Origin of the sequence: Terrabacter aerolatus (genome assembly GCF_007991735.1) — a bacterium.
Classification (GTDB): domain Bacteria; phylum Actinomycetota; class Actinomycetes; order Actinomycetales; family Dermatophilaceae; genus Terrabacter; species Terrabacter aerolatus.
This window is the reverse complement of record NZ_BJYX01000001.1, coordinates 102,192-114,455: the sequence shown is the minus strand read 5'-3', so window position 1 is coordinate 114,455 and position 12,264 is coordinate 102,192. Positions and strand designations below refer to the sequence as shown.

Below are 12,264 nucleotides of genomic sequence, written 5' to 3'. Positions count from 1 at the left end.
TGAGACCGGGTCGACTCCGGGGCAGATCGTCGATGCCGACCGCGTCGACCCGCGTGGCCACGTCCCGATCCGTCGGGACGTGGCCACGGTCGTGTGACTCGGGGGAGCTCAGCGCGCGAGCGTCCTGGACGGGCTCGTCGGCGCGGTCGACTCGGACGACGAGGAGGGCGTCGCCCACGAGACGGTGATCGGGGCCGGAGCCAGGGGTGCGAAGGCGGCCACGACGTCGATGCCGTCGCGCAGGAGCTTCACGAGACGCTCCTCCGGGTCGTCGACGCAGGCGCGGGCGATGCCGTCGACGGCCAGGGCCACCACCTTGGCCGCATTGGCAGGCCGGACGGCTGCCGTGTTGAAACCCATGCGGGCCAGATGGATCCGCGCCCAGCGCTCTGCAGCCGGCGCCGTCGTGAGAGCGGCCCTCGAGGCCTGGGACAGCTGTCCGGAGGAGCGGCCGTCCTGCTCGGCCAGGACGCCCTCGGCGTTGAGGATCGCGAGGGCCATGACGTTCTGGCGCTCCTCCGCCGAGATCGGTAGGGCGGCGCGGGCCGTCGTCAGCACGAGTGCCGTTGCGACGCGAGGGTCGTCCGGGTTGAGTCCGACGACCTCGGGGATCATCGTCACGAGCCTCTGACGGTGCGTCTCGTCGAGCAGGTCGTTGACGCAGCGGGCCAGCGTCGCGAGAACGGGGTGCGTGCACTCCGGGTGGTCGCTCCACCGCTCGCCGGCCAGGAACGACGCCATCTCCATGAAGCAGGCGCCCCGGCGGGGGTTGCGGTGGCGCCCGCGTGACAGCACCGGCACGCCGTCGGGCACGAAGGGGGCTCGTCGTGACATCGTCGCTCCTCGGACTTCCCTGAAGGATTCTGCGCGGGTTCCTTCATGGTGCGCCTCAATCCGCCGCTTGACCACCCCCGCGGACGAAGCTGTCCAACCCCGTCGGCCCCCTCGTCCGCCCGAGCGAGCACCTGAACGAGCGCCCGACTGAGTGGCCGACCGAGTGGCCGTCGAACGTGTGGGATCCGACGCACTCCGGTCGCGCGGCCCTCGAGTGCGTGCACAATCGGCGCATGCCCGTCGACGCGCGACCCGAGTCCGAGGGCAGCGGGGTCCGCGCCCACGTCGCGGACTCGTGGCTGCGCTCGGCTGCCGCAGGGGTGCACGTCGACACGGTCGACGCCCCGATCACGCTGCCCGCCGACGCCCTGCGCGACCACCGTGAGGCACACCCGCTGGCGCGGGTCTTCCCGCTGCTCGACGACGTGCTCGGCCAGGCCGCCCGCGACTGCGACGCCGTCATGGCCGTCTCGGACGCGTCGGGCCAGCTGCTCTGGGTGTGCGGCACGCCGGGCGTGCTCCGCCGGGCCGAGTCGATCGGTTTCGTCGAGGGCAGCAACTGGGACGAGCGCCTCGCCGGCACCAACGCCCCCGGCATGGCGCTGCGGCTCGACCAGTCGGTCAACGTCATCGGAGCGGAGCACTTCCGGCGCTCGGTGCAGCGGTGGAGCTGCGCCGCGACGACGATCCACGACCCCTCCGACCAGACCGTGCTCGGGGTGCTCGACATCACCGGTGGTGACGACATCGTCGTGCCGCAGACGATGGCGATGGTCCGGGCAGCCGCGCGGATGGCCGAGTCCGAGCTCGCCCGCGAGCTGCTCGTCAGCGGTCGAGCGGCCCAGTCGCAGGCAGCGTCGACGCGCGGCCTCTCGGTGCTCATGGAGTCCCTCGGCCGCAACGACACGCTGCTGACCGTCGACGACGGGCGCGGTCGGCGCCAGACGGTGCGTCTCAGCCCCCGGCACAGCGAGATCCTGCTCCTGCTCGCCTCGGCGCCGCGCGGCTTGTCGGGTGACGAGCTCGCGGTGCTGCTCTACGAGGAGGACAGCAGCGCCTCGACGCTCCGGGTCGAGATGGGGCGCCTGCGCAGCCTGCTCGGTGAGGACCTGCTCGCCTCGCGGCCCTACCGGCTCGTGGCCGAGCTCGCCGGCGACTGGCTCGGTGTCGAGGCGCACCTCGCGGCCGGCGACGTCGCGAGCGCCATGCGCGCCTACCGCGGTCCCCTGCTGCCGCGGTCCACGGCGCCGGGGGTCGTCCGACTGCGCGAGAGCGTCGAGGGCGACCTGCGCCGGGCCGTGCTCGGCAGCGGTCGCGCCGATCTCATGTCGGCCTGGACGAGGTCGGCCTCGGGTGCCGACGACTACGAGATGTGGCAGGCGCAGGCCCGGGTGCTCGGACCGGGCTCGCCGCTCATGCCGCTCGTCCAGAACCAGCTGCACCGCCTCGACCGCGAGCTCGGCCCCGCCTGACCGGGGTCACGGACGGGGCGTATGCCGTGTCCTCGCCACCCGGCATACGCGACGCAACGTGGTTGCAACGTTGCGCTGCCTACGGTCTCGCCAACCCCTCTGCGGGGAACCACCAAGGATGTTGGGAGATCAACCATGACCGTCTACGCACCGCCCGGCTCGCCGGACTCGCTCGTCACCGTCCTCGACCGCTACGGCCACTTCATCGGCGGCAACTGGGTCGACCCGAAGAAGGGCCTCTGGTTCGAGAACATCTCGCCCGTCAACGGCAAGCCGTTCTGCGAGGTCGCGCGGGGCACGGCCGAGGACGTCGACGCCGCGCTCGACGCCGCCCACGCGGCCGCCCCCGCCTGGGGCAGGACGTCGCTCGGCGAGCGCTCGCTCATCCTCAACCGCATCGCCGACCGCATCGAGGCCAACCTCGAGGCGCTCGCCGTCGCCGAGACGTGGGAGAACGGCAAAGCCGTGCGCGAGACGCTGGCCGCAGACCTTCCTCTCGCCGTCGACCACTTCCGCTACTTTGCGGGCGTCCTTCGAGGACAAGAGGGTTCGAGCAGCGAGATCGACGAGAACACCGTCGCCTACCACTTCCACGAGCCGCTCGGCGTCGTCGGCCAGATCATCCCGTGGAACTTCCCGATCCTCATGGCCGTGTGGAAGCTCGCCCCGGCCCTCGCCGCCGGCAACTGCGTCGTGCTCAAGCCGGCCGAGCAGACCCCGTGGTCGATCCTCAAGGTCGTCGAGCTCGTCGGGGACCTGCTGCCCCCGGGCGTGCTCAACGTCGTCAACGGCTTCGGTGTGGAGGCCGGCAAGCCGCTCGCGAGCAGCCCCCGCATCGCCAAGATCGCCTTCACGGGCGAGACGACGACCGGCCGGCTCATCATGCAGTACGCCTCGCAGAACATCATCCCGGTCACGCTCGAGCTGGGCGGCAAGAGCCCCAACGTCTTCTTCGAGGACGTCGCGCAGGAGCGGGACGCCTTCTACGACAAGGCACTCGAGGGCTTCACGATGTTCGCGCTCAACCAGGGCGAGGTCTGCACGTGCCCCTCACGGGCACTCGTGCAGAGCTCGATCTACAGCGACTTCGTGCCCGACGCCGTGGCCCGGGTCGAGAAGATCAAGCAGGGCAACCCGCTCGACACCGAGACGACGATGGGCGCCCAGGCGAGCAACGACCAGCTCGAGAAGATCCTCTCCTACCTGGACATCGGCCGGCAGGAGGGTGCCAAGGTCCTGACCGGCGGCGACCGCAACGTGCTCGACGGCGACCTCGCCGAGGGCTACTACGTCGCTCCGACGATCTTCGAGGGCGACAACTCGATGCGGATCTTCCAGGAGGAGATCTTCGGCCCCGTCGTCTCGCTCACGAGCTTCGACGACGAGGCGGCCGCGCTCTCGATCGCCAACGACACGCTCTACGGTCTCGGGGCCGGCGTGTGGACGCGCGACGGGTCCCGCGCCTACCGGATGGGCCGTGGCATCAAGGCGGGGCGGGTCTGGACGAACTGCTACCACCAGTACCCGGCGCACGCCGCGTTCGGTGGCTACAAGCAGTCGGGCATCGGCCGCGAGAACCACAAGATGATGCTCGACCACTACCAGCAGACGAAGAACCTCCTCGTCTCCTACTCGCCCGACGCGCTCGGGTTCTTCTGAGCGGGCCGGTCCACGTGGACCACACGCCCCCCGAGACGGTCGCGCCCGGTGAGCCATCGGCTTCCCCCAGCCGGGTCGACCTCACCGGTGAGGCGGCGGACCTGCTCCGCCGCCTCACCGGGATGCACGGCCCGTTGATGTTCCACCAGTCCGGTGGCTGCTGCGACGGCAGCTCTCCCATGTGCTACCCGGCCGGGGACTTCATCACGAGCGAGGCCGACGTGCACCTGGCCGACCTCGCCGTCGACGGGGTCGTGCAGGTGCACGGGCCGATCGGCTTCTGGATGTCGGTGTCGCAGTACGAGTACTGGAAGCACACGCACCTGACCGTCGACGTCGTGAAGGGCCGCGGCAGCGGCTTCTCCGTCGAGGCGCCCGAGGGTGTGCGGTTCCTCATCCGCTCCAGGCTTTTGACCGACGGCGAGCTCGCCGCCCTCGGCATCGCCGCACCGCTCGTCGGTCGGGTCGGTCGCGTCGGCTGACCTCGCAGCGACCGTGGAGGTCCGCACCCGCTCCCCGGGGTGCGGACCTCCTCGTGCGCGTGCCGTGACGCGGCCGTATGCCGTCAGGCGGCCGCGTGCCGTCAGGCAGAGGGCGCTGCGGCCTCGCGTCGCTGCCCGGAGCGTCCCAGGGCGTCGGCCACGAAGCCGGTCGCCTTGAGCTCCTCGACGAGCTCGCGCAGGAAGTCGACCGTCTCGGGTGAGCGGGTCCGGGTCGTCCCGACGGCCTGGCGGATCTGCATGAAGGGTTCGTCGATGACCCGGAGTCCGGCGCGCGACCGGGCGAAGGCCGTCACGGGCTCGCGGATCCCCGCCCCGACCTCGAGTCCTTCGGCGGCGAACACGTCGACGCCCTCGTCACCGCGGACGAGGCTGGCGTGCTCGAGGGTGCGCGTGAGGTGCAGGTCGTAGGCCGACCCGGTCTTGACGCCGATCCGGACGCCGCCGGCGTCGACGTCGGCGACCGTGCTCAGTGGCGAGTCCTCCGGCACGACGTAGACGCCGTCGATGAGGACGTAGGGCTCGGTGAAGGCGACCTCGTCCTCGCGCGCCGGGTCGATCGCGAGGAAGCAGATGTCGGCTGCGCCGGTGGCCATCGCGTCGTACGACCTGCGTGCCGCGTCGAAGCACAGCAGCTCGAGACGCAGCCCGAGTCTCTCGGCGACGGCACGAGCGATGTCGACCGTGACCCCGGTGGGCGCCTGCGGAGTGCCTTGCGCGAGAACGGGGTTGCCGAGGTTGATCGAGGCCCGTAGCGGACCGGTCGGAGCGAGGTCGCGGGCCACGGCGGTGAGGTCGGCACTCATCGGCTCACCCTACGGGGCCGCGCGGCGCCGTGCCTCCCGGCCCGACGGCATACGACCGTCGGGCCGGGAGGTGTCGTGCTCAGGGGTAGTCGACGACGGTGACGGGCACGTCCGGGTTGGCGGTCGTCGACGAGCCGCCGACGCCGTTGACGACGTTGCGGATGCCGCCCTTGCCGGTGGACGGGTCGAGGAAGATCGTCAGCAGGTCGTGCAGGTGCACCCCGGGTGTCATGGGCACCTCGAAGGCGTTGGCGGCGAAGACGTCGACGCCCTGGTTGAAGAAGCTGTAGGAGCCCATCCCGGACCCCGAGAAGCTCTTCACGCCGGGCCCGACGAGCAGGGCCGGGTAGCCCTCGTGCCCGGGAGCCGACATCCAGGCGGCCTGGCTCGGCGGGTCGTAGGGCAGCTCGTTCTGGAAGAAGGTCACCGACCCGTGCTCACCGTTCCAGATGACCTCGGCCTTCTGGTAGTGCTCGACGAACAGGCCCGTGGCCGTGACGTGGTCTCCGTTGACGACGAGACCGGTGTCGGCGGTGTTGCTCGTCCACCCGACGCCGTTGCCGTGGTCGGCGCGCCACGCCCAGATGTCGTCGAGCACGACGTGGTCGCTGTTGACCTCGAGGCTGACGGTCGCCTTGCCGACGTACGGGCCGCCGATGCGGAAGAAGACGTCCTGCAGTCCAGTGGGGTCGGCGGCGCTGCTCCAGCCCGCCCGGCTCGCGGCCGGCGTCCCGGCAGCCCGCTGGTTCCCGATCCGGAGCAGGACCGGCGAGCTGACGGGCCCGGCGTCGAAGGTGATGCCGGCGATGTCGACGCCCGGCACGTCGGCGACACTCATCGCGACCTGTCCGTTGGTCGGCGTGAGGCTGGCAAGACCGAGCCCGAGCACGACGGTGTCGGCCCGCTTGACCTTGAGGGTCTGGTCGAGGTGGTAGACGCCGGGGGTCAGGAGCAGGTTGCGACCGCGGGCGAGCTCGCGGTTGATCGCCTGCGCCGAGTCCGACGGCCTGGCCACGTAGAAGTCGCCGATGCCGATCGAGCGGCCGGGAGTCGACCCGGACGCCCACGAGACGCCGCGCGAGTCGGTCGCGGCCGCCGGCACGAAGACGCGGTAGGCGCCCGAGGCGTCGACGTAGAGGTAGGGCTTCTCACGGCTCACCGACGTCGTGTCGACGGTCGTGTAGGGCCCGCAGCCGTTGGCCACGCCCGGGAAGCACTCGGCCGGAGCGCCCTCGGTGCCGGAGAAGACCTGGTTCCAGACCCCGTTGGTCCAGCTGCCCAAGGAGCTGTTGCGGGTGAAGAACTGCTGCTGCGAGCCGTTGATGACGACCCCGTCGAACCTCGAGTCGGCGATGAACCCGCCGCTGGCGAAGGACGGCCCGGTGCAGTAGTCCATGAGGGTCGTCTGGCCCTTGACGTGGACGCGGCGCAGCGGCGCGGCCTGCGAGACGGCCCAGAACTGGCCGCTGTAGCAGCCGAAGCCGGGGGTGGTGACGTTGACGGTGAGGTTGGACAGCGATCGCCAGAAGTTGTTGAGCGCGATGCAGTTCCCTGTCGCGCTGCACTGGTTGCGCACGTAGACCGAACCGTTGATGACGACGTCGCCCGGGTTCTGGCCGAGGCCGGCGACCTCGGTGTAGTAGCCGACCTGGAAGTTGAGCGGCTTGTCGGCGGTGCCGTAGGTGCCGGGCTTGAAGAGGATCGCGTGGCGTTCCGGACCCATCTCGTTGGACACCTGTGCGGCGGCGACGGCGTCCACCTTGGCCTGGATGTCGGCGGTGGACATGGACGGGTCGAGCACGAGGGTGCCCGGCCCGAGGTCGGGGGCGGCTGGGGCCGCGGCCACGGCGGACGAAGGCGCGGGGGTCGCTCCGGCCCCGGCGACGGCAATGGTCGGGACGGCCGCGGTGGCGACGGCCAGGGCCGCGAGGGCCAGTCGGTGGAGCCCGCGGGAGGGCCACCCACGTCGATCTCGTCGTTGAGTCATGGGCTCACCCTTCACCGTCGCGGGGGGTTGGGCAAGAGTTTGTGAGAGCGTTCCCACGGTTCGGCGGCGACGGTGTCGTCACCGGGCACGCCGAAGGCCCCCTCCCGTGGGAGGGGGCCTTCGTCACTGCGGAGAGGACGTATGCCGTCCGCCGGGCTCAGCCGACCGGCGTGGGCTCGGGGTCGGGCTGGGGCTCGGGCGTCTGTGCCTCGTCCGGCTCGCCGCCGCCGTCTCCGCGTCGGACCGCGGCGAGGAGCATCTGCGCGACGTCGACCACCTCGACGGCGTCGGTGGCCTTGCCGTCCTGGATGGCGGCGTTGAGGCCGTCGGAGAGCATCACCTTGCAGAAGGGGCAGCCGACGGCGATGCGCTCGGCGCCCGTCGCCAGGGCCTCCTCGGTGCGGTTCGTGTTGATCCGCGTGCCGAGCTTCTCCTCCATCCACATGCGGGCGCCACCGGCGCCGCAGCAGAACGACTTCTCCTTGCTGCGCTCCATCTCGGCGTACTCGACGCCGGGCAGGATCTGGAGCAGCTCGCGCGGCGGGGCGTAGACCTGGTTGTGCCGGCCGAGGTAGCACGGGTCGTGGTAGGTCACCTTGGCGCCGGTCGAGGCGGCTCCGGTCAGCGTGCCGGCGGACGAGGCGTCACCCGGGCGGGCCACCGGCGTCAGGCGCTTCTCGCGGACGAGGCGGTTGAGCAGCTGCGTGTGGTGCAGCACCTCGTACTGGCCGCCGAGCTGGGGGTACTCGTTCTTGATCGTGTTGAAGCAGTGCGCACAGGTGACGACGATCTTCGTCGCGCCGACCTCGTTGAGCGTCTCGACGTTCTGCTGGGCGAGCATCTGGAAGAGGAACTCGTTGCCGGCTCGGCGGGCCGAGTCGCCGGTGCAGGCCTCGCCGTCCCCGAGCACCGCGAAGGAGACGCCGGCGGTGTCGAGCAGCTCGGCGACGGCGCGGGTCGTCTTCTTGGCTCGGTCCTCGTAGGCACCGGCGCAGCCGACCCAGAAGAGGTAGTCGACCTCGTCGAGGCTCTCGACGTCCTGGCCGACCTGCTTGACCTCGAAGGGGAGGTCCTTGGCCCAGTCCATCCGCAGCCGCGGCGCGAGGCCCCACGGGTTGCTGTTCTTCTCGAGGTTCTTGAAGAGGCCGTTGAGCTCGGCGGGGAAGGCCGACTCGATGAGGTTCTTGTAGCGGCGCATGTCGACGATGGCGTCGACGTGCTCGATGTCGACGGGGCACTGCTCGACGCAGGCGCCGCACGTCGTGCACGACCAGAGGACGTCCTCGTCGATGACGGCGTCGGGTCCGTGGGGGTTGTACGCCGTGAGCGGGTGGCGGATGTCGTAGCCGGTCTCGCCGACGAGCTGCTCGGTGGCGACGGCGCCCTTCGTGGCGTCGCTGAAGCCGTCTGCCGACTCGATGCCTCCGGCCCGCACCTCCTCGGAGGCGAGCAGCCACGGGGACTTGGCGTGCGCGTGGTCGCGCAGCGTCATGACGAGCAGCTTGGGGGAGAGGGGCTTGTCGGTGTTCCAGGCCGGGCACTGGCTCTGGCAGCGGCCGCACTCGGTGCAGGTCGTGAAGTCGAGCAGGCCCTTCCACGTGAAGTCCTCGACCTTGCCGACGCCGAGCGCGGCGTCCTCGTCGAGCTCGTCGACGTTCTCGAAGTCGAGGGGCTTGCCGTCGACCCGGATCGGCTGGAGCTCGCCGAGGCTGGTGCGGCCGTCGGCGTGGCGCTTGAAGAAGATGTTGAAGAAGGCGAGGAAGCGGTGCCAGGCCACGCCCATCGTCGGCTGCAGGGCGATGGTGATCATCCAGGCGAAGGAGATGAGGATCTTGATCGCGGCGATGATCACGATGAGGTTCTCGATCGCGCCGACCGACAGGCCGGTGAAGAAGTTGCCGATCCAGCCGGTCAGCGGGAAGTGCAGGGCGTTGTCCATGCCGGTGCCGGTCTCGCGAGCGAGGGTCCACTCGAGGGCGCGGAGCAGGCCGATGCACAGGGTGACGCCGAGGATCGTCAGCTCGACGTAGTAGGCCTGCCACCACGTGGAGCCGAAGAAGCGGCTGCGGCGCCCGTCCTCACCCGCGGCCGAGCGCGGGTGGTTCTTCTGGCGGATCGCCATGAGCACGACGATGCTGATGAAGCCCGCGAAGGCGAAGAAGTCGGTCACCCACTCGTAGAGGAAGAAGTGCCCGATGACCGGCAGCGCGAACTCCGGCGAGAAGAGCTGGCCGAACGCGTTGAGCAGGGTGAAGAAGAGGATGCCGAAGCTGACCATCGTGAACCAGTGGGCGATGGCGACGACGGGCAGCCGCGACATGCGGGTGTGGCCGAGGAACTCGCGCAGCAGGGTGCGGGTGCGGGCTCCCTTGTCGTCACCGCGGTCCTCGGGCTGCCCGAGCCGGAACGTGGCGAGGAAGTGGTTGACCGTCTTGACGAGCAGGGCGACGGCGACGGCTGTGACGCCGAGGCAGACGACGACGGCGACGATCTGGAGCGCACTCATGCCGGGGAGTCTACTGACGAGTTAGCAAGCGCTTAGTGAATGTGACGGCCGTCGCGCCGTGACGCTCGTCCCGTTCCGTCCCCTTCGTTCCGGCACCCTCCGGCGGCGCCTCGTCCGCCGTGCCGCACCGGCGGCCGACTCGACCCGGCCACGCCGGGAGATCGGGTATGCCACGTCCTGGCCACCCGGCATACCGGATCATGGGCGCTTGGTGGCGCGAGATAACGACGTGTTGGAATATGTATAACGAGGACCCGGTTGTCGACAACGACCAGGTCGCCAGACCGATCCGCACCCCGGCGAAAGGGCTTCCGCACATGCCGATCTACGACGACGTGACCCAGCTGATCGGCAACACGCCGCTCGTGCGCCTCAACAAGATCACCGACGGCGCCGACGCGACCGTGGCGGCCAAGCTCGAGTTCTACAACCCGGCCAACTCCGTCAAGGACCGCATCGGCGTCGCGATCGTCGACGCGGCCGAGGCGAGCGGGGACCTCCAGCCCGGCGGCACGATCGTCGAGGCGACGTCGGGCAACACCGGCATCGCGCTCGCCATGGTCGGCGCGGCCCGCGGCTACAAGGTCGTGCTGACGATGCCCGAGTCGATGAGCAAGGAGCGCCGCGCGCTGCTGCGCGCCTTCGGCGCCGAGCTCGTCCTCACCGACCCGTCGACCGGCATGAAGGGCGCCGTGGCCAAGGCCGAGGAGATCGCCGCCGAGCGTGGCGGGGTGCTCGCGCGCCAGTTCGCCAACGTCGCCAACCCGGAGATCCACCGCAAGACCACCGCGGAGGAGATCTGGAAGGACACCGACGGCCAGGTCGACATCGTCGTCGCGGGCATCGGCACCGGCGGCACCATCACCGGCATCGGCCAGGTGCTCAAGGCCCGCAAGCCCGGCGTGCAGATCATCGCCGTCGAGCCCGAGGAGTCCGCGATCCTCAACGGAGGCCAGCCCGGCCCGCACAAGATCCAGGGCATCGGCGCCAACTTCGTCCCGGAGATCCTCGACACCGAGATCTACGACGAGGTCATCGACGTCAACGCCGAGACCTCGGTGAAGTGGGCCCGTCGCGCCGCCACCGAGGAGGGACTGCTCGTCGGACTGTCCTCCGGCGCCGCCCTCGCGGCCGCCGTCCAGGTCGCCCAGCGCGAGGAGAACAAGGGCAAGACGATCGTCGTCATCATCCCCTCGTTCGGCGAGCGCTACCTGTCGACGATCCTCTTCGAGGGTCTCGTCGACTGACGTCCCTTCTGTCCTCAGCGTCCCCGTCGTCCCCAAGGAGTCGTGCCCATGAGCACCGCACCACAGATCGAGCCCGAGCCGCGCCCGGCCGAGAAGCCGCTCACGCTCGTGCGCGGTGACGACGTGCCGCAGACCGGTGCGCTTGCCAGCCTGGCGCCCGAGGAGCGGTCGTATGCCGGCCCGCTCGGCTTCGTGCGCAAGCTCGCCGACCGTGCGCTCGAGGACGTCGACGGTGCCATCGCGCGGGACCCGGCTGCGAACTCCCGCCTCGAGCTCGTCCTGACGTCGCCGGGCCTGCACGCGGTGTGGGCCCACCGGGGCCTGCACGCGCTGTGGAAGCAGCCGGGCGGGCGGCTGCCGGCGCGGGTGCTCGCGACCCTGGCGCGCTCCATCACCGGCGTCGAGATCCACCCTGCGGCGCGACTCGGCCGGCGCTTCTTCATCGACCACGGCATGGGTGTCGTCATCGGCGAGACCGCCGAGGTCGGCGACGACGTCATGCTCTACCACGGGGTCACCCTGGGTGGTCGCTCGCTCGCCCACGTCAAGCGCCACCCGACGGTCGGCAACCGCGTCACGATCGGCGCCGGTGCCCGGGTGCTCGGGCCCGTCCTCGTCGGGGACGACGTCCAGATCGGCGCGAACTCCGTTGTCGTCAAGGACGTTCCGGCCGGCGCGGTGGCGACCGGTATCCCGGCCGTCATCCGCTTCCCGAAGCGCGACGCCACCAACCAGTGGCTCGACCCCGCCATCTACATCTGACCTGCCTCCGCGAGCCGGCCTCCGGCGAGTGGAGCGTCGTCCTGCAGATGGTCCTGCGTCTGGTGGCGTCCTGACCCCACTGGACGCAGGACCATGACGCGCACCACCTGGCAGGTCATGGCCGGCGGCTCGCGTGATTCGGACGGTGGGGCCGGCCGCGGATAGACTTCCGCGGACACTGGAGGGCTCGCATAGTGGCCGAGTGCGGCGGTCTTGAAAACCGCTATGGGTTCATAGCCCATCGTGGGTTCGAATCCCACGCCCTCCGCCATCGCCCCGAGGGCGCGGAGCGCCCTCGAAGCAGCCGGCGCAGTCGGGATGCAGACGTCCGGGCACGAAAAAAGGGGCCCCGGAGATCCGGAGTCCCTTTTGTTCTCGAGCGCTGACCTCGACGGTGAGCTCAGCGTGCAGACGTCCTCTCAGAGCAGGCCGAGCCTCTCCTCGAACGTCGTGCTGGAGTTGTACTGACCGACCGGCATGGACGTGGACGG

Annotated in this window: 9 protein-coding genes and 1 tRNA gene; 6 read left to right on the top strand and 4 right to left on the bottom strand. The window is 70.4% G+C overall.

All coding sequences use genetic code 11. The features are described 5' to 3' along the window. Positions 1–108: 108 nt before the first annotated feature. Complete coding sequence (locus tag TAE01_RS00550) at positions 109–834, bottom strand: hypothetical protein (protein WP_147062337.1); 726 nt, start codon at positions 832–834, stop codon at positions 109–111. A gap of 233 nt (positions 835–1,067) precedes the next feature. Here TAE01_RS00550 and TAE01_RS00545 point away from each other — a divergent pair, with 233 nt between their 5' ends. The 3 genes from TAE01_RS00545 to TAE01_RS00535 all read left to right on the top strand — a co-directional run bounded on the left by TAE01_RS00545 (position 1,068) and on the right by TAE01_RS00535 (position 4,447). After that, positions 1,068–2,306 carry a helix-turn-helix domain-containing protein gene (locus TAE01_RS00545; protein WP_147062335.1) on the top strand — a complete coding sequence of 413 codons (1,239 nt, stop codon included), beginning with the start codon at positions 1,068–1,070 and terminating at the stop codon, positions 2,304–2,306. A gap of 135 nt (positions 2,307–2,441) precedes the next feature. Then, a complete protein-coding gene (gene exaC / locus TAE01_RS00540; protein ID WP_147062333.1) occupies positions 2,442–3,965 on the top strand; it encodes an acetaldehyde dehydrogenase ExaC in 1,524 nt (507 codons plus the stop codon). 14 nt (positions 3,966–3,979) lie between these two features. Further along, positions 3,980–4,447 (top strand): DUF779 domain-containing protein, encoded by a 468-nt coding sequence (locus TAE01_RS00535; protein WP_147062331.1) that lies wholly within the window; start codon positions 3,980–3,982, stop codon positions 4,445–4,447. Positions 4,448–4,548: 101 nt separating this feature from the next. Here the strand turns inward: TAE01_RS00535 and TAE01_RS00530 are convergent, their stop codons facing one another. From TAE01_RS00530 to TAE01_RS00520, 3 genes are all read right to left on the bottom strand, one after another. Then, a complete protein-coding gene (locus TAE01_RS00530) occupies positions 4,549–5,271 on the bottom strand; it encodes a transporter substrate-binding domain-containing protein (RefSeq protein ID WP_147062329.1) in 723 nt (240 codons plus the stop codon). Positions 5,272–5,350: 79 nt separating this feature from the next. Then, the gene (locus tag TAE01_RS00525; RefSeq protein ID WP_147062327.1) at positions 5,351–7,258 is read right to left on the bottom strand and encodes a pectate lyase-like domain-containing protein; all 1,908 of its coding nucleotides are present in this window, start codon (positions 7,256–7,258) and stop codon (positions 5,351–5,353) included. Positions 7,259–7,415: 157 nt separating this feature from the next. Continuing rightward, the gene (locus TAE01_RS00520) at positions 7,416–9,764 is read right to left on the bottom strand and encodes a (Fe-S)-binding protein (protein WP_147062325.1); all 2,349 of its coding nucleotides are present in this window, start codon (positions 9,762–9,764) and stop codon (positions 7,416–7,418) included. 317 nt (positions 9,765–10,081) lie between these two features. Between TAE01_RS00520 and cysK the strand changes: the two genes are divergently transcribed. The 3 genes from cysK (at position 10,082) to TAE01_RS00505 (ending at position 12,044) form a co-directional block, all read left to right on the top strand. Then, positions 10,082–11,011, top strand: a complete 930-nt coding sequence (cysK, locus tag TAE01_RS00515; protein ID WP_147062324.1) for a cysteine synthase A — start codon at positions 10,082–10,084, stop codon at positions 11,009–11,011. 48 nt (positions 11,012–11,059) lie between these two features. Beyond that, on the top strand, positions 11,060–11,773 hold the full coding sequence (gene epsC / locus TAE01_RS00510; RefSeq protein ID WP_147062322.1) for a serine O-acetyltransferase EpsC: 714 nt from the start codon (positions 11,060–11,062) through the stop codon (positions 11,771–11,773). 180 nt (positions 11,774–11,953) lie between these two features. Next, positions 11,954–12,044: transfer RNA gene (locus TAE01_RS00505), tRNA-Ser, on the top strand. Positions 12,045–12,264: the final 220 nt, after the last annotated feature.

Excerpts from the sequence above, each read along its gene's own strand:
- TAE01_RS00520 (WP_147062325.1), bottom strand. The coding sequence starts at position 9,764 with ATGAGTGCGCTCCAGATCGTCGCCGTCGTCGTCTGCCTCGGCGTCACA.
- cysK (WP_147062324.1), top strand. The coding sequence starts at position 10,082 with ATGCCGATCTACGACGACGTGACCCAGCTGATCGGCAACACGCCGCTC.
- TAE01_RS00545 (WP_147062335.1), top strand. The coding sequence starts at position 1,068 with ATGCCCGTCGACGCGCGACCCGAGTCCGAGGGCAGCGGGGTCCGCGCC.
- TAE01_RS00525 (WP_147062327.1), bottom strand. The coding sequence starts at position 7,258 with ATGACTCAACGACGAGATCGACGTGGGTGGCCCTCCCGCGGGCTCCAC.
- exaC (WP_147062333.1), top strand. The coding sequence starts at position 2,442 with ATGACCGTCTACGCACCGCCCGGCTCGCCGGACTCGCTCGTCACCGTC.
- TAE01_RS00530 (WP_147062329.1), bottom strand. The coding sequence starts at position 5,271 with ATGAGTGCCGACCTCACCGCCGTGGCCCGCGACCTCGCTCCGACCGGT.
- epsC (WP_147062322.1), top strand. The coding sequence starts at position 11,060 with ATGAGCACCGCACCACAGATCGAGCCCGAGCCGCGCCCGGCCGAGAAG.
- TAE01_RS00550 (WP_147062337.1), bottom strand. The coding sequence starts at position 834 with ATGTCACGACGAGCCCCCTTCGTGCCCGACGGCGTGCCGGTGCTGTCA.